At 60.6% G+C, this 21,129-nt stretch carries 22 protein-coding genes; 14 read left to right on the top strand and 8 right to left on the bottom strand.

The annotated features are described in order from the left end of the window. Positions 1–58 precede the first annotated feature (58 nt). Entirely contained in the window at positions 59–1,891 is a 1,833-nt protein-coding gene (locus Q0W88_RS00450) for an ABC transporter ATP-binding protein (protein WP_297798816.1), read from the top strand. A 1-nt stretch (position 1,892) separates the two neighbouring features. Here the strand turns inward: Q0W88_RS00450 and Q0W88_RS00445 are convergent, their stop codons facing one another. From Q0W88_RS00445 to Q0W88_RS00410, 8 genes are all read right to left on the bottom strand, one after another. Next, positions 1,893–3,272: a wax ester/triacylglycerol synthase family O-acyltransferase gene (locus Q0W88_RS00445; protein WP_297798815.1), complete on the bottom strand. Its 1,380-nt coding sequence runs from the start codon at positions 3,270–3,272 to the stop codon at positions 1,893–1,895. A 91-nt stretch (positions 3,273–3,363) separates the two neighbouring features. Beyond that, entirely contained in the window at positions 3,364–4,773 is a 1,410-nt protein-coding gene (locus tag Q0W88_RS00440) for a deoxyribodipyrimidine photo-lyase (RefSeq protein ID WP_297798813.1), read from the bottom strand. Between the two features lie 65 nt (positions 4,774–4,838). Further along, positions 4,839–5,912: an alanine racemase gene (gene alr, locus Q0W88_RS00435; RefSeq protein ID WP_297798812.1), complete on the bottom strand. Its 1,074-nt coding sequence runs from the start codon at positions 5,910–5,912 to the stop codon at positions 4,839–4,841. Between the two features lie 3 nt (positions 5,913–5,915). After that, the gene (locus Q0W88_RS00430; protein WP_297798811.1) at positions 5,916–7,304 is read right to left on the bottom strand and encodes a replicative DNA helicase; all 1,389 of its coding nucleotides are present in this window, start codon (positions 7,302–7,304) and stop codon (positions 5,916–5,918) included. A 141-nt stretch (positions 7,305–7,445) separates the two neighbouring features. Then, the gene (gene rplI, locus Q0W88_RS00425; protein ID WP_297798810.1) at positions 7,446–7,898 is read right to left on the bottom strand and encodes a 50S ribosomal protein L9; all 453 of its coding nucleotides are present in this window, start codon (positions 7,896–7,898) and stop codon (positions 7,446–7,448) included. Positions 7,899–7,967: 69 nt separating this feature from the next. Beyond that, positions 7,968–8,198, bottom strand: a complete 231-nt coding sequence (gene rpsR / locus Q0W88_RS00420; protein WP_297798809.1) for a 30S ribosomal protein S18 — start codon at positions 8,196–8,198, stop codon at positions 7,968–7,970. Positions 8,199–8,215: 17 nt separating this feature from the next. Then, positions 8,216–8,629 carry a 30S ribosomal protein S6 gene (gene rpsF, locus Q0W88_RS00415; RefSeq protein ID WP_297798808.1) on the bottom strand — a complete coding sequence of 138 codons (414 nt, stop codon included), beginning with the start codon at positions 8,627–8,629 and terminating at the stop codon, positions 8,216–8,218. Between the two features lie 136 nt (positions 8,630–8,765). Further along, positions 8,766–9,104 (bottom strand): iron-sulfur cluster assembly accessory protein, encoded by a 339-nt coding sequence (locus tag Q0W88_RS00410; RefSeq protein ID WP_297798807.1) that lies wholly within the window; start codon positions 9,102–9,104, stop codon positions 8,766–8,768. Positions 9,105–9,203: 99 nt separating this feature from the next. Between Q0W88_RS00410 and asnS the strand changes: the two genes are divergently transcribed. From asnS to sbcB, 13 genes are read left to right on the top strand one after another with little or no spacing between them, the layout of a single operon-like run. After that, positions 9,204–10,604: an asparagine--tRNA ligase gene (asnS, locus tag Q0W88_RS00405; protein WP_297798806.1), complete on the top strand. Its 1,401-nt coding sequence runs from the start codon at positions 9,204–9,206 to the stop codon at positions 10,602–10,604. Beyond that, on the top strand, positions 10,604–10,897 hold the full coding sequence (locus Q0W88_RS00400; RefSeq protein WP_297798805.1) for a hypothetical protein: 294 nt from the start codon (positions 10,604–10,606) through the stop codon (positions 10,895–10,897). The genes asnS and Q0W88_RS00400 overlap by 1 nt, the downstream gene beginning before the upstream one ends. A gap of 4 nt (positions 10,898–10,901) precedes the next feature. Further along, complete coding sequence (locus tag Q0W88_RS00395; RefSeq protein WP_297798804.1) at positions 10,902–11,240, top strand: hypothetical protein; 339 nt, start codon at positions 10,902–10,904, stop codon at positions 11,238–11,240. Then, complete coding sequence (locus tag Q0W88_RS00390) at positions 11,240–12,013, top strand: SDR family oxidoreductase (protein ID WP_297798802.1); 774 nt, start codon at positions 11,240–11,242, stop codon at positions 12,011–12,013. The genes Q0W88_RS00395 and Q0W88_RS00390 overlap by 1 nt, the downstream gene beginning before the upstream one ends. Before the next feature lie 53 nt (positions 12,014–12,066). After that, positions 12,067–13,509 carry an aldehyde dehydrogenase gene (locus Q0W88_RS00385; RefSeq protein ID WP_297798801.1) on the top strand — a complete coding sequence of 481 codons (1,443 nt, stop codon included), beginning with the start codon at positions 12,067–12,069 and terminating at the stop codon, positions 13,507–13,509. Next, a complete protein-coding gene (can, locus tag Q0W88_RS00380; protein WP_297798800.1) occupies positions 13,502–14,158 on the top strand; it encodes a carbonate dehydratase in 657 nt (218 codons plus the stop codon). Before Q0W88_RS00385 ends, can begins: the two co-directional genes overlap by 8 nt. After that, positions 14,151–14,576, top strand: coding sequence for a RidA family protein (locus tag Q0W88_RS00375; RefSeq protein WP_297798799.1), 426 nt, complete (start codon positions 14,151–14,153; stop codon positions 14,574–14,576). Before can ends, Q0W88_RS00375 begins: the two co-directional genes overlap by 8 nt. Position 14,577: 1 nt before the next feature. Continuing rightward, positions 14,578–15,111 carry a 3-hydroxyanthranilate 3,4-dioxygenase gene (locus Q0W88_RS00370; protein ID WP_297798798.1) on the top strand — a complete coding sequence of 178 codons (534 nt, stop codon included), beginning with the start codon at positions 14,578–14,580 and terminating at the stop codon, positions 15,109–15,111. A gap of 3 nt (positions 15,112–15,114) precedes the next feature. Then, on the top strand, positions 15,115–16,071 hold the full coding sequence (locus Q0W88_RS00365) for a sodium-dependent bicarbonate transport family permease (protein ID WP_297798797.1): 957 nt from the start codon (positions 15,115–15,117) through the stop codon (positions 16,069–16,071). Between the two features lie 7 nt (positions 16,072–16,078). Beyond that, positions 16,079–17,098, top strand: a complete 1,020-nt coding sequence (locus Q0W88_RS00360; protein ID WP_297798796.1) for an amidohydrolase family protein — start codon at positions 16,079–16,081, stop codon at positions 17,096–17,098. Beyond that, positions 17,095–18,363, top strand: coding sequence for a kynureninase (gene kynU, locus Q0W88_RS00355; RefSeq protein WP_297798795.1), 1,269 nt, complete (start codon positions 17,095–17,097; stop codon positions 18,361–18,363). Before Q0W88_RS00360 ends, kynU begins: the two co-directional genes overlap by 4 nt. Beyond that, positions 18,360–19,706 carry an NAD(P)/FAD-dependent oxidoreductase gene (locus tag Q0W88_RS00350; RefSeq protein ID WP_297798794.1) on the top strand — a complete coding sequence of 449 codons (1,347 nt, stop codon included), beginning with the start codon at positions 18,360–18,362 and terminating at the stop codon, positions 19,704–19,706. The genes kynU and Q0W88_RS00350 overlap by 4 nt, the downstream gene beginning before the upstream one ends. After that, entirely contained in the window at positions 19,699–21,120 is a 1,422-nt protein-coding gene (gene sbcB / locus Q0W88_RS00345) for an exodeoxyribonuclease I (protein ID WP_297798793.1), read from the top strand. The genes Q0W88_RS00350 and sbcB overlap by 8 nt, the downstream gene beginning before the upstream one ends. The last annotated feature ends 9 nt before the right edge of the window (positions 21,121–21,129 follow it).

Raw genomic sequence — 21,129 nt, 5'->3', positions numbered from 1 at the left:
GCACCTCACATGACGGGCATGCGATAAACTATAGGCCTGCATAACGCACGGTCATTGCATGTTTGCCTGGTTCGAACGCCTCGTCTCCCCGTTTCCCGAAGGTCCTCCGGACCAGCCCCCGGAAGGCTTCTTTGCGTTCATCTGGACAGCCACGCGCGGCATGCGCGGCCTCATCCTGCTGCTGGCGGCTTTGACGGCACTTATCGGGGCATTCGAAGCACTGCTGTTCGCCATGCTCGGCAATATCGTGGACTGGCTGAGCAATGTGCCGCCGCACCTGCTATGGCAACAGGAGAAGCGCAACCTCATCCTGCTGACCGCCGTGCTTCTGGCCAGTCCGCTGCTCATCGCAGCCCAGGCACTGGTGAAATACCAGGCGCTGAACGGCAACTTCGCCATGCGTCTGCGCTGGAATTTCCACCGGCATCTGCTCGGCCAGAGCATGGCTTTCTTCCAGGACGAATTCTCCGGACGCGTTTCGGCCAAAATGATGCAGACCGCCCTCGCGGTCCGCGATGCGGTCATGATCGTGACCGATATCCTGGTATTCGTGGTGATCTATTTCCTGACCATGACCCTGGTCGCCGGCAGTTTTGACCGGCAGCTGTTGCTGCCGTTTTTCGGCTGGCTGGTTCTTTATGTATTGACTCTCATGTATTTCGTTCCCCGTCTTGGCCGGGCAGCCAGCGCCCAGGCCGATGCCCGCAGTCTGATGAGCGGCCGGGTAACGGATGCCTACAGCAACATCGCCACCGTCAAGCTGTTCTCGCACAACCAGCGCGAGGCACTCTATGCCAAGCAGTCGATGCAGGAATTTCTGGCCACGGTTTACCGGCAAATGCGTCTGGTCACCGGTTTTGAAATCGTCAATCATATCCTCGGCATTGCGTTGATTCTCGGTACGGCAGGTGCGACCTTGTGGCTTTGGAGCCAAAATGCCGTCGGCATCGGCGCGGTCGCCGCCGCGACCGCCATGGCCCTGCGCTTGAACGGCGTATCGCACTGGATCATGTGGGAAATGGCCAACCTGTTCGAGAACATCGGTACCGTCCAGGATGGCATCGGTGCCCTTGCCCGCCCGGTGGCCATCCGCGATGTGCCGGAGGCACAGGATCTGCGCGTCAGCCGTGGCGAAATCACCTTCACCCATCTTGATTTCAGTTATGTTCCGGGCAAGCCGGTCGTTGCGGACTTCAATCTGAGCATTCGACCGGGCGAGAAGATCGGCCTGATCGGACGCAGTGGAGCCGGAAAATCAACCATCGTCAATCTGCTGTTGCGGTTCTATTCCGTTCCGCCGGGCAGTATCCACATCGACGGCCAGGACATCGGACAGGTGACCCAGGAATCCCTGCGTCGGCAGATCGGCATGGTCACCCAGGACACATCGCTGCTGCACCGGTCGGTCCGCGACAACCTGCTCTACGGGCGCCCGGATGCGGATGAGGAATCCATGCGGCAGGCCGCGCGTAACGCCGAAGCCGAGGAATTCATCCTCGGCCTCACGGACGCCAAAGGACGTACCGGCTACGATGCACACGTCGGCGAACGCGGCGTGAAACTCTCCGGTGGCCAGCGCCAACGCATCGCCATCGCCCGGGTAATGCTCAAGGACGCGCCCATTCTGCTGCTGGACGAGGCCACCAGTGCGCTGGATTCCGAAGTCGAAAGCGTCATCCAGCGCGATCTTTACCGTCTCATGGAGGGAAAAACCGTCATCGCCATCGCGCACCGGTTGTCGACCATTGCCGCCATGGACCGGTTGATCGTCATGGATCAGGGCCGCATCGTGGAAAGCGGCAATCATTCGGAACTGCTGGCGAAAAACGGCCTGTACGCACGCCTGTGGGCACATCAAAGCGGCGGTTTTCTGGTCGACGACCCGGACTGAATCAGGCCGGCGGATCGCCCCAATCGCCCATGAGGGCGATATACAGCAGTTTCTCGAATTCTGGAATGAAGCGCTGGATCACCGCATCCGGATCCGGAATCAGCTTGGCATCGGCAATCAGGCCGAAATGGACATTGCCGTTGTAGCTCAGGATGCTGACGCCGAGGCCGATGGAACCGGTCTGCGGCACCCAGAACATCTGCTCTTTTATTTTCTCTCCGGCCATGTAAAGCGGCATCTGCGGTCCGGGCACATTGGTCGCGACCGTGGTGGCCTTGCGGCTGAATATCTCGAAAGCGAGATTCTGCAGCATCGGCGGCGCCATGCCCAGTGCGGCCAGAAGACCGTAAACCACGACGGCCTGGCGGGACTGCTTGAGCTGTTTCATGCTTTCCACCACCCGCACCAGCCGCAGCACCGGATGGACTTCGCCGATGGGCAGATCGAGGAACACCAGCCCGAAATGATTGCCGAGCTTTTTGGCGTGTTCGAGCGGGCGCAGGTTCACCGGCACCGTGGCGCGTATCGTGACGCCGTCGATCTGTTCGCCGCGTTCAATCATGTAGCTTCGCAGGGCGCCGGCCATCGAGGCCATCAGCACGTCATTGACGGTGGCATCGAATACGCGGGAAATGGCCTTGACGTCTTCCAGCGGCAGCGGCGGCGCCCAGGCCACACGCTTGCTGACGCCGAGGCGGCCGCGAAGAACGGTATCGGGATCATCGCTGAGGGACAGGGCCACCGCGAGCTCGCGCGCGATTTCGCCGCCCTCCTTCGCCACCACATTGGCCAGAGTCGGATCCCGGTAGAAATCGATGCCTTTGCCGAGCAGGCTCTCGCCGAGCTTCATGTAGCGGTCGATCATGCCCATGCGCGCCTTGACCGCCTTGCCATCTTCCTTCAGCCAGGTTTTCGAGAGCGGCTCCCTCTTTGACGGGCGCGCCTCGCTGTCAGTCATCGACAGCATGACCTGGACCAGGGCGATGCCATCCGCATAGCAATGATGGATGCGGGTGATCAGAGCCGAACCGCCGTCGTATTTTTCGACCAGGTGGAACTGCCACAGCGGTTTGCTTTTATCCAACGGCGTCGACGCCATCTGGCTGACGAAGCGTTCAAGAGCGGCCTTGTCGGCCTTTCCCGGCAAGGCTGAAAGACGGACATGGTAATCAAGATCGAAATCGGCATCGTTCTGCCAGAATGTGCCGGTCGGGGTCTCCACGACTTTCTGGCGGAACCGCGGATAGGCCAGAAAGCGGTCGTTCAGCACCTTCTTGAGCTTGACGATGTTGACCGGGGTCTCGAACATCATCACGCCGGTAATCATCATCAGATTGGTCGGCCGTTCCATGCGCAGCCAGGCATGGTCGACACGGCTCATCGGTATTTTTCGGTTATTTCCGCGGACTGCGCTCATACGGGACTCGCCAGTGAACTGGCTTCACTTTACCGCAAAAACCCTCCAGCGGGCACTAACGCCGGCTGTAGGCGGCCAATGCGCTCTGCCGGGACTCGGCCAAATCGGCGACCGGAATCGAAGGATAATCCGGAGCCAGTGCCGCGCTCACTGCCGGCTTCGTCCATGGCGCGAAAACCACCGGGGCGGGCAAGGCGGAAAGCTCCGGAACCCAGCGTTTGATATAGCGCGCCTGCGGATCGAAACGCTCTGCCTGGGTGACCGGATTGAAGATACGGAAATACGGCGCGGCATCGCAGCCGGTGCCGGCGGTCCATTGCCAGCCCTGGCTGTTGTTGGCCAGATCGGCATCCAGCAGCGTATCCCAGAACCAACGCGCGCCGTGCAGCCAGTGCATGCGCAGGTTCTTGCACAGGAAACTGGCCACGATCATGCGCACGCGGTTGTGCATCCACCCGGTATGCCAGAGTTCCCGCATGCCGGCATCGACGATGGGGATGCCGGTGCGTCCGCGCTGCCAGGCCGAAAGCAGCTCCGGATCGGCTTCCGCCCAGGCAAACCGCTCGAACTGCGGATTGAGATTGCGGTCGCTGGAGTCGGGAAAATGATGCAACAGATGGTAGGAAAACTCACGCCAGCCCAATTCGGACTTGAAGTGTCCGAGGTCCGCCTGCGCCGACTCCGAAAGCCTGACCCGTTCGATGCGCCGCCAGATCTGCTGGGGTGAGATTTCGCCGAAATGCAGATGCGGGGAAAGCTTGGATGTGCCGGTCCGGTCCGGCAGATTGCGCTGTTCCTTATAACCGTCAATGGCGCCCTCGCAGAAGATGTCGAGCATCTCGGCGGCTCCCGATTCGCCCGGCTGCCAGTACTGCCAGAAACCGGCATGCCAATCCCGTTCCGGCAGCAGACCAAGCGCATCGATTGTCAGACCGGTGCCGCCGAAATCCGGCAATCGGTCTGGCCTCGGGTACGGTTGACGGAGACTGAGCTGGGCGGAAGCGTTCCGCCAAAACGGGGTGAACACCTTGTACGGCGTTCCGCCGCCGGTCTTAATCTGCCAGGGTTCGAACAGCAGATTGGCATTGAAACGCTTGACGGTCAGCCCCCGCTGCTCGAAAGCGGCCTGCACGCGGCCGTCCCGGGCCTGCAGAATGGGTTCATACAGATTGCTGAAATACAGCGCTTCGGCCTGCGTCTCGGCCTGAAGGCGTTCAAGTTCATGCAGACTTTGTCCATGTGCGATGATCAGACGGCCGCCAATCTCGGCAATGGCTTGCTGCAGCGCGATCAGCGAATGGTGCAGCCAGGTCCGGCTGGCAGCGCCAGGCGCCCAATCGCCCTGCTCCTGCGGGGCATGCACATAAACCAGCACCGGCGCGTAGCCGTCGGAGACCGCTTGGGCCAGGGCAGGATTATCATGCAGACGCAAATCGCGCCGCAACCAGACCAGTGCATTGGCCACGCGAATTCTCCTCGGATGCTTGGAGCATCAGTTAAACCGAAATGCCGTCAGTCCGGCGTGAATGCTCAATCTTCCTGAAAACGGACGCGACGGGTAATCGAGCAGGTCAGCTCATAACTGATGGTGCCGGCGGCCTCGGCGATTTCCTCGACCGGCAGGCCTTCGCCCCAGAGAGTGAGTTCGTCGCCGACGGCAGCCTGCGGCTGGCTGCGAAGGTCGACGGTCATCAGATCCATCGAGACTCTTCCGATAATCGGCACACGGCGTCCGTTCAACAACGCCGGTGTTCCCGGTCGGATATTGCGCGGATAGCCGTCGCCATAGCCGATGGCGGCAACGCCGATGGGCATGTCTTCGGGACAAAGATAGGACCCGGCATAGCCGACGCGCTCACCGGCACAGACCTGCTGGATGGAAATCAGCCGGGTACTCAAGGTCATGGCCGGTTTGAGTCCGAAATCGGCACCGGTCTTTCCGGATGCGACACTTAAACCGTATAGAGCCCCGCCGGCCCGCAGCCATTGCCGATGTGCGGCAGGCCAGGCCAGTACCGCAGCGGAATTGGACAGTGAACAGACCGAAGCCCCTTCCGGCAAATGGGCGTCGAAGCAACGGAGCTGATCGGGCGTTTGCGGATTTTCCGGCTCGTCCGAGCTGGCGAAGTGACTCATGCACACGATATCGGCGGCAACATTCGGCATCGACTGCAGACGCCGATAGGTCCCGGCAAAACTTTCGGGGGGAAATCCGAGCCGGTGCATGCCGGAATCCATCTTGAGCCAGACCGAAATCGGGCTGCCGTGATCGGCGGCAAGCAGTTCAAGTTGAAACGGGTGGTGGACGACGGTGGCTACCGAGAGCTGCCGAAGCTGCGCCAGGTCGGCGGCTTCATCGAATCCCGAAAGCAACACGATGGTTTGTGAAAATCCGGCGGCACGCAGGCGCTGGGCATCGGAAAGCGCGGCAACACCGAAGGCATCGGCTCCGGCCAAAGCCTGGGCCACGCGCTCAAGGCCATGGCCATAGCCGTCGGCCTTGACCACGGCCATTACCTTGGCGTGCGGCGCCGCGGCGCGGATACGTGCCAGATTGTGACGCAGGGCATCGATATGGATGCGGGCGGTGGTTGCACGGGCCATAAGTTATTCGAAACTGCCCAGGTGGTCCGGCGCCAGATTGTCGAAGCGGGTATATTCGCCGAAGAATTTGAGCTTGAAGGAGCCGGTCGAGCCGTTACGGTGCTTGCTGATGATGACCTCGGCCAGTCCTTTTTCGTTCGAGTCCTTGTTGTAGTATTCATCACGGTAGATGAAGAGAATGATGTCGGCATCCTGCTCGATACCGCCGGATTCACGGAGATCGGACATCACCGGCCGTTTGTCGGTCCGGCTTTCCAGACCGCGATTCAGCTGCGACAGTGCGATGACCGGAATATCCAGCTCCTTGGCCAGCGCCTTGAGCGAGCGCGAGATCTCGGAAATCTCATTGGCGCGGTTTTCCTTGCTGCCCGGCACCTGCATCAGTTGCAGGTAGTCGACCACGATCAATCCGAGGTCGTGCTCGCGCTTCAGGCGGCGGGCGCGGAAAGCCAGTTCTTGCGGAGACAGCGCCGGTGTGTCATCGATGAAAATCTTGGATTTGGTCAGCATGCCGATGGCGCTTGTTAAACGCGACCAGTCCTCATCTTCCAGCGTACCGGCCCGCAGATTGTTGGCGTTGATCCGGCCGATCGAGGACAGCAGACGCTGCGCCAACTGGCCGGAAGACATTTCCATGGAATAAACGGCAACCGCCTTCTTGGTTTTCAGGGCGGCGTATTCGGCGATATTCAATGCCAGCGTGGTCTTGCCCATGGCCGGACGCGCGGCCAGAATGATCAGGTCCTGGTTCTGCAGACCCGAAGTCATCTCGTCGAACTCCTTGAAGCCGGAAGGCAGACCGGACAGCGCCCCTTTGTTGTCATAGCGCTTGATGATCTGGTCGTAGGCGTCTTTGGCGGCATCCTTGATGGCCACGAAGCTCTTTTTGGCGCGGGCGCCCTGCTCGGCGATCTTGAACACGGCCTGTTCGGCGCTGGCCAGAAGTTCCTTGATGTCGCGTCCGTCCGGGGTGAAGCCGTTGTTGACGATATCGGTACCGGCCTCGATCATCTGCCTCAGCACGGATTTCTCGCGCACGATTTCCGCCCAGGCACGGATATTGGCGGCCGACGGCGTCTGGCTGACCAGATCGATCAGGTATTCGGTGCCGCCGACCTGATTGGCCTGGTTGTTCGCATTCAGCCACTCCCCGATGGTGATGGCATCGAACGGCTGGTTCTTTTCCGAGAGCTCGATGATGGCCTTGTAGATGACCCGATGCGCCTGCAGATAGAAATCACCATCCGAAAGCAGATCGCCCAGATGATTGATGGATTCCGGGGACAGCATCAGCCCGCCCAGTACCGCCTGTTCAGCCTCGATGGACTGCGGCGGCACTTTCAAGTCATCGACTTTCCGGGTATTTGATCTGGATTCGGGGCGTGCGGACATGACATTCTTTTCCGGATTTACTGGCTGTTATCGTACCGCGTCCACGACCGGAGCGTTGCGCATAACCCTGTGGATAATCGGTGGATTTTAAAGTTGAAAAAAAACCGCCCGAAGGCGGTCTTTTTCCAATGACGGATCGGATCAGGCGGCTTCTGGAACCACGGTGACGCCGACCTTGGTTTCGACGTCGGCGTGCAGATGCACGGTGACTTCGAATTCGCCGGTGCGGCGGATCGGGCCTTCGCCCATGATCACTTCCGATTTTTCCAGCTTGTGGCCGGCGGCGGTGAAGGCTTCCGCGATATCGCGGGCACCGACCGAACCGAACAGCTTGCCTTCAGCCGAAGCATTGGCGCTGATGGTCACCGAAGCGCCCTCCAGGGCCTGCTTGCGTTCGCTGGCGGCAGCCAGAATGGCGGCGGCTTTGGCTTCGTATTCGGCGCGCTTGGCTTCGAATGCGGCGATGTTGTCGGCCGTGGCCGGAACGGCTTTGCCGTAAGGGATGAGGAAGTTGCGGCCGAAGCCCGGCTTGACCGAGACTTGATCGCCCAGTGCGCCGAGATTGGCGACTTTCTGCAGCAGGATGACTTTCATGAATTACTCCAAATTATACGTTAGCGGGCGTTGCCGCCCGCAGCGGGTGCTGTCCGTACAACGTCCGGATCAAACGTCGTGGTTGTCGGTATACGGGATCAAAGCCAGGAAACGGGCGCGCTTGATGGCGGCCTGCAGCATGCGCTGGTATTTGGCTTTGGTGCCGGTGATGCGGCTCGGAACGATCTTGCCGTTTTCGGTCACGTACTGGCGAAGGGTGTTCAGATCCTTGTAATCGATGCTGGTTGCGCCTTCGGCGGAGAATTTGCAGAATTTGCGGCGGCGGAAAAATTTAGACATGGTGGCTTCCTCGGGTCTCAGGCAACGGTTTCGTTGGTTTCGGCATCGTCACTGTCGGCTTCGACGGTTTCGGAGCTGTCTTCGTCACGGCGGCGGCGGTCACCCTTGTCGTCCTTGTGTTTCATGATCAGGGACTGTTCGGTGACGGCTTCGTCCATGGACACGACCAGATTGCGCAGGACCGCATCGTTGAAACGGAAGCTGTCGGTCAGCTCGGTGAGCACGGCTTGGTTGCACTCGATGTTCATGAGCACGTAGTGGGCCTTGACCAGGTTTTCGATCGGATAGGCGAGTTGACGGCGGCCCCAGTCTTCGAGACGGTGGATTTTGCCGTTGGAACCTTCAATCAGGGTTTTGTAGCGCTCGACCATGGCCGGCACTTGTTCGGACTGGTCCGGGTGGACCATGAACACGACTTCATAATGACGCATTGTGATGTTTCCTTGTGGATGATGGCCTTGACGGCCAAACAGCCCCCCGCGGATGCGGTGGAGCAAGAACCCCCGTAGGAACGGGAGCCCAGTATTATCGCCGGTTTTTACCTGAAAGACAAGGGCTTATGCCCTATTATGACGCGGCTTCAGCGGTGGTAAAGCTTTCCCCGCAGCCGCATTGGCCAGTCACGCGGGGGTTTTTGAACTGGAACTGCTGGTTCAGCCCCTGGCTGACGAAGTCGATTTCGGTGCCCTCGAGCTGTACCAGGGACGATTCCGGAACGCGGACCGCGACCCCGTGGCTGTGGAACACCTGCTCGTCGGAGCGTGCCTCTTTGGCGATATCCAGCGCGTAGGTCCAGCCCGAGCAGCCGCTTTTTCGCACGGAAACCGACAGACCGATGCCGCCCGGGGTCTGTTCAAGGTACTGCTTGACGCGCTCGGCGGCGGCGGGAGTGAGGCTGACTGACATGGGTTAAGGCCTTTAAATCTCGAAAGTAATCTTGGGGAATGGCGTGTGAGCGGTTATTCTATAGCACAGAGATGGTGTTGTTTGACGGAGATTTCAAGTATGGCAGTGGCAAGTATCCAACAGGTGCTCGAGGGCAAAATCGCCGTGGGCCAGACCGTGACCGTTCAGGGCTGGGTTCGCACCCGCCGCGACTCAAAAGCCGGTCTGTCGTTCATCAATGTCAGTGACGGGTCCTGCTTTGCCCCGGTGCAGGTAGTCGCTCCCGCCCTGCTCGGCAATTACGAAAGCGAAATCAAGCGCCTCAGCGCCGGCTGCTCGGTTCGCGCCACCGGTACCGTGGCCGCCTCCGAGGGCCAGGGCCAGAGCTTTGAACTTCAGGCGAGCGCCATCGAGGTGGTCGGCTGGGTCGAGGATCCGGAAACCTACCCCATCCAGCCCAAAGCCCACAGCCTGGAATTCCTGCGCGAAGTTGCGCACCTGCGCCCGCGCACCAATCTGTTCGGCGCGGTAACCCGTATCCGGCACTGCATGGCCCAGGCCATTCACCGATTCTTCCATGAGCAGGGCTTTTATTGGATCAACACTCCGATCATCTCGACCTCGGATGCCGAAGGCGCCGGCCAGATGTTCCGGATCTCCACGCTCGACATGATGAACCTGCCGCGCACCGCCAAAGGCGAGGTCGACTTCAGCAAGGACTTCTTCGGCAAGGAAGCATTCCTGACCGTCTCCGGCCAGTTGAACGTGGAAGCCTATTGCCTGGCGCTGTCCAAGGTCTACACCTTCGGACCGACCTTCCGCGCCGAAAACTCCCATACCACACGCCATCTGGCCGAATTCTGGATGATTGAGCCGGAAATCGCCTTCGCCGACCTGAACGATGACGCGGCCCTGGCCGAAGGTTTCCTGAAATACATTTTCAAGGCCGTGCTCGACGAACGCATGGACGATTTGGCCTTCCTCGCCGAGCGCGTTGAAAAGACCGCCATCAGCAAGCTCGAGGCCTTCATCAATGCCCCCTTCGAGCGCATCGAATACGGCGATGCCATCACCCTGCTTCAGAAATCCGGCCAGAAGTTCGACTATCCGGTCGAATGGGGACTCGACCTGCAGACCGAACACGAACGCTGGCTGACCGAGGTGCATGTCGGCCGGCCGGTGGTGGTGGCCAACTATCCCGAGCACATCAAAGCCTTCTACATGCGTCTGAACGACGATGGCCGCACGGTCGCGGCGATGGATGTGCTGGCGCCGGGCATCGGTGAAATAATCGGCGGAAGCCAGCGTGAGGAGCGCCTGGATGTTCTCGATTCACGCATGCGCCAATTCGGGCTGGATCCGGCGCATTACGAGTGGTACCGCGATTTCCGCCGTTACGGCAGCGTGCCGCACGCCGGCTTCGGTCTCGGCTTCGAACGTCTGGTGGTGTATGTCTGCGGCCTGCAGAACATCAGGGATGCGATTCCCTACCCGCGTGCCCCCGGTCTGGCGACGTTCTGATGTGGATTGGCCTGTTATTCGCTTTTCTCGGCGTGTTCGGATCCGCCCTGCCCGGCCACTTCGGCATGCGCATTCTGGCCTACCGCGAACATCTGGACCGGAAGCTGCCCTTCGCCCCCGGCACGGAACACGGCGGCATGCCTTACGGCTGGTGGCTGATGTGCTACGGTCAGAAACAGCATCCGCAGGCCCGCGTACTCAACCAGTTCGGCAACCTGTCCGCCATTTTCGGCTGGATTACCCTGCTGGCGCTGGTCGCCGCGGCATTCTGTTTCATCATGAGCAAGGCCTGAGAACATGAGCGAAAGCGACGACATCGAAGATCCCGGCTACGTGGTGGTTTCCGAACAATGGTGGCTGGCCCGGCCGGAACATCTGTTGGTCTGGGCCCGGCTGCAGGTCACCGAAAGCGGCATCGCCATGGTGTTCGACAGCGCCGGCGACACGCTGACCTATGAGAACGAAGACATCGCCCGCGCCGCCCTGATGGATGCCGATTTCCGCGCCTTCGACGGCATGGACGAAGCCGATGCCGACGAAGTCGGACTCTGGCTGGAAGAACTCGAACCGCCACGCGGCGATTCCGAAGAAGAGCTGCTGCCGCAGATGGTCCGCACCATCGGGCCGAGGCATTGATGATGGGCGCGCTGCTCGGCAAAAAAGCACTGGTGTGCGGCGGGTCCGAAGGCATCGGTCTGGCTTCGGCGCAGGCCTTGGCTGCTCTCGGTGCCGAAGTCACCCTGCTCGCCCGCCGCGAAGCGCCTCTGCGGGACGCCCTGGCCGGTCTTGCTGCTGCAAACGGACAGCGGCACGCCATGCTGGTGGCCGACGTGCTGAAGCTGGACGGCGTATTGCCCGGCATCCAAGACGCCGGATTCGACATCCTGATTAACAACAGCGCCGGGCCTGCCGGCGGTGCCCTGCTCGGTGCCAGTGACGACCAGCTGCTTGATGTTTTCCGGCAGCACGTACTGGGCAACCAGCAATTGGTCCGTGCCATCGTACCCGGCATGCAGGCGCGTCAATGGGGCCGCATCGTCAACATCATTTCCACTTCGGTCAAAGAACCCATCGCCATGTTGGGGGTTTCCAATACCATCCGCGGCGCCGTCGCCTCCTGGGCGAAAACCCTGGCCGGCGAACTGGCCACCGACGGCATTACCGTCAACAACGTGCTTCCGGGCTACACCCGGACACAACGGCTTGACCAGATCCTGAAGGAACGTGCGGCGGCAACGGGCAAGTCGGAAGAAAGCATCGCCGCCGCCATGCTGGCCACGGTACCGGCAGCGCGTTTTGCCGATGCCGCGGAAGTCGCGCATGCCGTGGCCTTCCTGTGCCATCCGCAATCGGGATACATCAACGGCATCAATCTGCCGGTTGATGGCGGGCGCACCAAGTCCCTGTAAGGCCCGATTCGGCAAGCGGATGCGTTATCCTATGACGGCATAAGGGAGTGCCGATGGAAAAGATCGACCAATGGATCGCCGGAATACCGCAGGCATCATCGGATGCGGCCGTTCTGTCCGTATTCGATCCCGTCAGCGGACAGGCCTACGCCGAATGCCCGCGCGGAAGCGCAGCTGACATTTCCGCCGCGGTGAATGCCGCCCGGTCTGCCTTTCCGGCATGGTCCGCACTCAAAGCCAGCGACCGTGCGTTCTGGCTGAATCGTTTGGCCGATGCCATTGAGATCCGTAGTGAGGCTTTTTGCCTTTGCGAAAGCCGTGACACGGGAAAACCCCTGGCTCTGGTGCGGGAAATCGAAATTCCCCGCGCCATCGCGAACTTCCGTTTTTTTGCCGCCGCCGCGACCCAATCCCTGGACCGCGCCTATCATCAGGAAGCCGGCCTCAATTACACCCTGCATCAACCGCTCGGGGTGGTCGGAGTGATCAGCCCGTGGAACCTGCCGCTCTATCTTTTAAGTTGGAAACTGGCACCGGCATTGGCTGCCGGCAACTGCGTCATTGCCAAGCCGAGTGAAATCACCCCGATGTCCGCCGACCTTCTCGCGCGTACGGCGCAGGAAATCGGCTTTCCGGCAGGCGTGCTTAACATCGTGCAGGGTGCCGGGGATACCGTCGGCGCGGCACTGGTCGCCCACCCGGAAGTCAAGGCCATCAGCTTCACCGGCTCGACCGCCGTCGGACACCGGATTGCCGCGGTCTGCGCGGACCAATTCAAGAAAGTCACCCTTGAGATGGGCGGCAAGAATCCGGCGCTGGTATTTCCCGATGCCCCCGCGCATGCCGCGAAATCGTTGGTACGCGCCGCTTTCCAGAACAGCGGACAGATCTGTCTGTGCGGGTCGCGCATTCTGGTCCACCGGGACGTCTACGCTGCATTCAAACAGAGTTTTGTCGCAGAATCCGCGGCACTGAAGCTCGGCGCACCGGCCGATTCCACGACGCAACTCGGTCCGGTGATGTCTGAAGCGCACTTCAACAAAGTCCTGGCTTACATCGCCAAGGCTAAAGGTGATGGCGGCACGGTTCTGTGCGGCGGCGGGGCGGTCAAGCCGGAAGGCTGCGACGGCTGGTTCATCGCGCCGACGGTCATCGAAGGCCTGCCGATGGATTCGGACTTCTGCCAGGACGAAATTTTCGGGCCGGTGGTCAGCCTGCATGCATTCGACGATGACGATCACGCCCTGGCCCTGGCCAACGCATCGCGTTATGGTCTGGCGGCAACGGTCTGGACGGGCGATTTGGTGCGCGCCCATCGCATGGCCCGTGAGCTCGAGTGCGGCATCGTCTGGATCAACACCTGGATGCAACGGGATCTGCGTACGCCGTTCGGCGGCATGAAACAATCGGGATTGGGCCGCGAAGGCGGCCTGGAGGCCATGACATTTTTCACCGAACCCAAAACCGTCTGCATAGGAAACCTGCCCAATGGCTGAACTGACCACCCTGCTGAAGCAGAACAAAGCCTGGGCCGAACGCATCCTGAGCGAGGATCCGGGATTCTTCAGTCGTCTGGCACAGATTCAGAACCCGCGGTATCTGTGGATTGGATGCTCCGACTCGCGCGTACCCGCCAACCAGATCACCGGAATGGATCCGGGTGAAGTCTTCGTGCACCGGAACGTCGCCAATGTGGTGGTGCATACCGACCTCAATTGCCTCAGCACCATTCAGTACGCCGTTGACATGCTCAAGGTCGAGCACATCATCGTGTGCGGGCATTACGGTTGCGGCGGCATTCAGGCCACGCTGGACGGCCAGCGCATCGGACTGGTCGACAACTGGCTCCGTCATGTTGCTGACGTGCATGACAAACATCATGAACGGCTGGAAAAACTCGGTTCCGCGCAACGGCTCAGAACGCTGTGTGAATTGAATGTCATCGAACAGGTTCTCAATGTCTGCCAGAGCACTGTGCTGCAGGACGCCTGGCGCCGTGGCCAAGCCGTCCAGGTGCATGCCTGGATTTACTCTTTGCACGACGGCCGCATCCGCGCACTAAACCAAGGCATCGAGGGCCCGGAAACGGTGACCGGCGATTACCGCCGCGCCATCACGGCCTGCTGGGAGAGCGCGGATGTCTGAAGCCATACAAACCGGCCACGCCCCGAAAGCGGTCGGCAGTTACCCGCATGCCCGCCGATCCGGCAATCTGCTGTTCCTGTCCGGCATCGGCCCTCGTTCAGCCGCGGATAACAGCATCCCCGGCAACATCCACGATGCCGACGGAAAGCTGGTGTCCTACGATATTGATGCCCAATGCCATGCGGTATTCGCCAATGTACGCAGCGTCTTGGATGCCTGCGGCGCGGCCATGGATGACTTGATCGACGTCACCGTGTACCTGACCGACATGGTCAATGACTTTCCCGTTTACAACCGAATCTGGGCCGAGTATTTTCCGGACCCGGCTACGGCCCCGTGCCGGACGACGCTTGGCATCACAGCGTTGCCGACGCCGATCGCCATCGAACTCAAATGCATCGCCACTGCCAGGAGCTGACATGCTGACACCCGCTTTCAAGCTTCAGGAATGGATCGATGCGCACCGGCATCTGCTCAAGCCGCCGGTCGGCAATAAATGCATCGTCGATGCCGATTACATCGTCATGATCGTTGGCGGGCCGAACGAACGGACCGACTACCACTATGAAGACGGCCCCGAATTCTTCTATCAGATCGAAGGTGAAATGGTCCTGCGCATCCAGGAAGATGGCCGACCACGCGATATACCGATCAAAGCCGGCGAAATGTTCTATCTGCCGCCGCACGTTCCGCACTCCCCGCAGCGCATGCCCGATTCGGTCGGCCTGGTGATTGAGCGCAAACGTCTCGCCCACGAACAGGATGCCCTGATGTGGTTCTGCGAACGCTGCAACAACAGAATCTATGAAGAGCACTTCCACCTGACCGACATCGAAAACCAGTTCCATGCCGTATTCGAACGTTTTTACCGATCTACCGAACACCGCACCTGCGTTGACTGCGGCCATCTCAATCCGGCGCCTGACCGCTATCAGACCGGCATTCCGGAGTAAATGATGTTTTCTTCCGACCTTCTCGCCGCCAATCTGCTGTCTCCGGTCGTTCTTGCTTTCGCACTCGGACTCATCGCCCGCCTGCTGCGCAGTGATCTGGAAATCCCTGGCGCCATCCAGAGCTACCTCTCGATCTTCCTGCTGCTCGCCATCGGCCTGAAGGGCGGCGTGGCATTGGGCAAGGAAACGCCGGCTCAATTGCCGCTGTACATCGGGGCGACGCTGGCGCTGGGAATCGCAACCGCAGTCAGCGCCTACATGATGGCCAAATGGTGGCTGCGTGACGGGCGGATTAACGCAGCGGCCCTGGCCGCGCACTTCGGCTCGGTTTCCGCGGTCACCTTCATCGCCGCCCAGCAGTTTACCGAACGCAGCGGCCAGCCGGCCGACGCCATACTGGTGGCACTGGTGGTGGCGCTGGAGATTCCGGCCATTCTGATCGGTCTGGCGCTCGCCAAAGGCGGCGATGGCATCCGCTGGCACCAGGTGCGCGAAGTACTGACCGGCAAGACCGCCCTGCTGTTGATCGGTGGCATGGCCATCGGCTATCTATCTGGCAAGGACGGCATCGCGAAGGTCGATGCCATGTACTTCCAGCTTTTCCAAGGCACATTGATGCTTTTCATGCTCGATATGGGCATGACCGCCGCCGGCCAGCTGCGCGGCGTCGGTCGCGAGGCTTTCCGTCTGGGTGTCTATGCCACCTTGCTGCCACTTCTGCACGGCATGGCCGGCGTCGGACTCGGCCATGCCATCGGCATGAATGCGTCCACCGCAGCGGTATTCGGCACCATGGCCGCCAGCGCGTCCTACATCGCCGCGCCGGCCTCCATACGCGCCTCGCTTCCCGAAGCCAATGCCGGACGCTGCATTACCGCGGCGCTCGGCTTCACGTTCCCGTTCAATCTGGCCATCGGCATCCCGCTTTATGCGGCAATGGCGCATTGGCTCTCCGTGTAGACTAGCCATGCTCCGAATCGATACCCACGCCCACTACCTTCCCCGCGACTGGCCGGACCTTGCCACCAAATACGGCGACAACCGCTTTCCCGTGATCCATCATGGCGAAGACGGCCGTCATCGCATTTACAAGGACGGCAAGTTCTTCCGCGAAATCTGGCCGAAAACCTGGGATCCACAGGAACGTATCGACGATTATGCGCGATTCGGCATCCAGGTCCAGGTCATCTCGACCGTGCCGGTGATGTTCAGCTACTGGGCACCGGCGCATCAGGCCCTCGAGCTGCATGAAAGCCTCAATGACCATATGGCGGAAACCTGCCGCGACTATCCGGGCCACTATGCCGGCATCGGTACCGTTCCACTGCAGTCGCCGCGGCTGGCCATCCAGGAGATGGAACGCTGCGTCGACCAGCTTGGCCTGTGCGGCGTCCAGATCGGTTCGCACATCAACGACTGGAATCTGGATGACGCCGAGCTGCGGCCGTTTTTCGAGGCCGCACAGGATCTCGACGCCGCCATCCTGGTACATCCCTGGGACATGATGGGCACCGACAGCATGCCCAAGTATTGGATGCCTTGGCTGGTCGGCATGCCGGCCGAACAGTCGCGTGCGGCCTGCGCCCTCATCTTCGGTGGCGTGCTCCAGCAGTTCCCGCGTCTGAAAGTGATGCTGGCCCATGGCGGCGGCAGTTTTCCCTACACCATCGGTCGCATCGAACACGGGTTCAATATGCGTCCGGATCTGGTGGCGACGGACAATCCGCACAATCCCCGGGATTATTTCAAACAACTGTACTTCGATTCCTGCGTGCACGACGACCGTGCCCTGCGCTATCTGCTGGATACGGTCGGTATCGACCGGGTCATGCTGGGAACCGATTATCCCTTCCCGCTCGGCGAACAGGAACCCGGCTCGGGAATTCTCGGCCTGAATCTGGATGCCGGTGATCAGGAACAACTGTTCAACCGGACAGCACTGTCCTGGCTGGGCCGTGACCGCCGCCACTTCGAGCAGAAATCATGATATTCAGCGACGAACATGCCGCTAAGCTGGACAATGCCGATCCGTTGGCCGCGTTCCGTGACCGCTTTCATATCCCGAAACACGCGAACGGCGATCAAATATATCTGTGCGGAAACTCCCTGGGCCTTCAACCCAGAAGTGTAAAGGCGGCGCTGCAGCAGGAATTGGACGACTGGGCGGCATTCGGCGTCGAGGGCCATTTCCATGCCAAGCATCCGTGGATGCCCTATCACAGCGAACTTCGGGATCTCCTCGCGGAAACAGTCGGGGCCAAGCCGGTGGAAGTGGTCGCCATGAACTCCCTGACCGTCAATCTCCACTTATTGATGGTCAGCTTCTACCGACCGGATGCAGAGCGTCCGGCGATCATCATCGAACAAGGCGCATTTCCCTCCGATCGTTACGCCGTCGAATCGCAGATCCGCTTCCATGGTTTCGAGCCTGCCGAGTGCATGATCGAAATCCCTGCCGATCCGGACACCGGGCTCATTCCGCCGGATGCTCTGGAAAACTGCCTGCGTGAACATGGTCACCGCGTCGCCTTGATTCTGTGGCCCGGCGTGCAATACCGCACCGGCCAGGCCTTCGATCTCAAGGCCATTGCAGATCTCGGACACTTTTACGGTTGCCGGGTCGGTTTTGATTTGGCACATGCCGCCGGCAACCTGCCCTTGCAGCTGCATGACTCCGGGGCCGACTTCGCGGCATGGTGCACCTACAAATATCTGAACTCCGGTCCGGGCGCCATCGCCGGTGCCTTCGTCCATGAATGCCATTCCCAGGCCGTGCTGCCGAGGTTCAACGGGTGGTGGGGCCATCGTCAGGACACCCGCTTCCAGATGGGGCCGGAATTCATCGGCACGCCCGGCGCGGAAGGCTGGCAGCTGAGCAATCCGCCGATTTTCGCCATGGCACCGTTGCGTGCTTCCCTGGAAATCTTCCATGAAGCCGGTCTGCCGGCCTTGCGGCGGAAGTCGCTGGCGCTGACCGGATATCTGGAAGCCCTTATCCAGCAACAGTTAGGTGATGTGCTTCGCAGCGTCACCCCGGGCGATCCTGAGCAGCGCGGCTGCCAGCTGAGTCTACAAGTACGCGCCGGACGCGATGCCGGACGCCGACTTTTTGAGCATCTCATGCAATCCGGCGTCGTCGGTGACTGGCGGGAACCCGACGTCATCCGTCTGTCGCCGACCCCGCTATACAACCGTTTCAGCGACTGCCTCGGCGCGGTGCGAAGCATCAAACAATGGGCGGCCCAGGCATGAAGCAACAGACCATTCACATCGCCGGTGCGGGTTTGGCAGGCGCCCTGCTCGCCATTCTTCTGGTCCAGAAAGGCCACGTGGTGCGCATCTACGAAAAACGTCCGGATCCGCGCAAAGCCGGCATCGAGGGCGGGCGTTCGATCAATCTGGCCCTGGCCTACCGCGGCCTTTATGCCCTGCAACAGGCCGGACTCGACGATGAGGTCATGCCGCAGGTGGTCATGATGCGCGGTCGCATGGTCCATGACGTGTCGGGCAATACGCATTTCCTGCGCTACGGCAAAGACGACACGGAAGTGATCTGGTCGGTCCACCGTGGCCGTCTGAACCTGGCATTGATCGAAGCGGCCGAAAAACAGGGCGTCACCGTGCATTTCAATGCCCGCATCGGTGACATTGACCTGGAGCACAATACGCTGCGCGTCGACTATCTGGACCATAGCGTAACCGAACCGTTCGAACGTCTGATCGGTGCCGACGGCGCCGGATCGGCCGTGCGCCGTGCATTGGCCGACAAGGGCTTGATTCATGAAAACTTGGAATCGCTGGGCCACAACTACCGCGAGTTGGAAATCGCCCCGGATGCGCACGGCAATTTCAAACTGGACGGCAACAGTCTGCATATCTGGCCGCGTGGCGGCTTCATGTGCATCGCCCTACCGAACACCGAAAAAACCTTCACCGTGACCCTTTTCCTGCCGGCCGTGGGCGATCCGGGCTTCGACAAGATCCGCGATCCGGCACAGGCCAGGAAGTTCTTCACCGAAGTCTTTCCGGATGCGCTCGATAAGATCGCCGACTTCGACTACGACTGGCAGCATAATCCGGAGAGCGCCTTGGCCACCCTGACGCTCGATACCTGGCATCACGACGACCGCATCGTCCTGATCGGGGATGCCGCACATGCCATGGTGCCTTTCCATGGCCAGGGCATGAACTGCGCCTTCGAGGACTGCCTGGCACTGGTCGATGCTGTCGAGACTGCGGAAAACTGGAACGATGCCATCAGCGCCTATGAATCGGCCCGACGCGAAAACGCCGCCGCCATCCAGACCATGGCGCTTGAAAACTACGTGGAAATGCGCGATAAAGTCGATGACAGCCGTTTTCTGCTGGAAAGGACGCTTGAACGCGAACTGGCAAGCCGCCATCCGGACCGCTTCATGCCACGCTACAGCATGGTCAGTTTCCAGCGTGTGCCTTATGCCGTTGCCCTGCAGCGCGGCAAGATTCAACGCGGCATTCTCGCACGCCTGTGTGAAGGAATTTCCGATATCGCCGAGGTCGATTATGCCTTAGCCTCGGAAATGATCCGTCGTGAACTCGAGCCCCTGCATGCCTGAAACCTTTCTCTGGTACGATCTTGAAACCTTCGGCCGCAGCCCGCGCACCAGCCGGATCTCCCAGTTCGCCGCCATCCGCACCGATACCGAGCTGAATCCGATCGGTGATCCGGTGTCCCTGTTCTGCCGTCCGGCCGACGACTTCCTTCCCGAACCGGAAGCAGCACTCATTACCGGCATCACCCCGCAGCACGCCCTCTCCGCCGGCCTGCGCGAAGCCGAGTTCATGGCGGTGCTGCACGAACAGTTCAGCCAGCCGAGCACCTGCGCGCTGGGCTACAACTCGATACGCTTTGATGACGAGTTCATCCGCTTCGGCCTGTACCGGAATTTTTTCGACGCTTACGAACGCGAATATGCCGGCGGCAATTCCCGCTGGGACCTGCTCGATGTGATGCGCATGCTCTACGCGATGCGCCCAGAGGGCCTGCAGTGGCCGCTGCGTGAGGATGGACTGCCGAGCTTCAAACTTGAAGATCTGGCCAAAGCCAATGCCTGTTTCGAGGGCGAGGCGCATGAGGCGCTTTCGGATGTGCGCAGTCTGATCAATCTGGCGCGCAGGGCCAGAACCGCGCAGCCAAGATTATGGGATTACGCACTGAAACTGCGCGACAAGGAATTCGTCGCGGGGATCGTAGCACCGCACAAACACCAGGTGGTGCTGCATGTGTCCGGGCAGTTCTCCGCGGAGCGGGCCTGCAGTGCGCTGATGCTGCCGCTGATGCCGCATCCCTTGATCAAGAACCGGGTGATCGCGGTGGAACTGGCACCGGAAGCCCTGAAACTGCTTGACTACACCCCCGAACAGATCGCAGGCAATATTTTCACCAAGCGCAGCCTGCTGCCGGAAGGCGAAAGCCGCATCGGCATCAAGGAAATCCAGCACAACCACTGCCCGGTTGTCGTTACCCTGAATTCCGTGAGTGAAGCCGAGCTGGTCCGATGGGGTATCGACGCAGTGCGTCTCGGAATCGATATCACCGCCGCCGATGCCATCCGCGGCGAGCTGTTGGCAAATAGTGAAATCATCACCGATAAGCTGGCCAAGGTCTTCAGTCGCCCGCGAAGCGGCGAGCCGGCCGATCCGGATGCCGCACTTTACGACGGATTCATCGAGCGCACCGACAAACTGAAATTCGGAAAAGCACGCTCGAGCAAGGGCCGGGATCCTCTCGTCTTCATTGATCCGCGCCTGAGCGAGCTGTACTTCCGCTACAAGGCCAGGAACTGGCCGGAAACCCTGACCGGCAGCGAGTTGAATCAATGGCGGGATTTCCGCAACAGCCGGCTGACGCCGGAAGCACTGGCCGATTACAAGCAGCAATGCCATGCTTTGGCCGAGGCCCATCCCGACAAAGCCGCAGTCATGCAGGCTCTGTTGGACTGGTCCGTTCAGATATCAAGTCAGGACTGACAGCGCAGG

It is taken from the genome of Arenimonas sp. GDDSR-1, assembly GCF_025980345.1.
Taxonomy (GTDB): Bacteria; Pseudomonadota; Gammaproteobacteria; order Xanthomonadales; family Xanthomonadaceae; genus Arenimonas.
The sequence above is the reverse complement of the archived record's forward strand: the minus strand, read 5'-3'. Positions and strand labels throughout refer to the sequence as shown.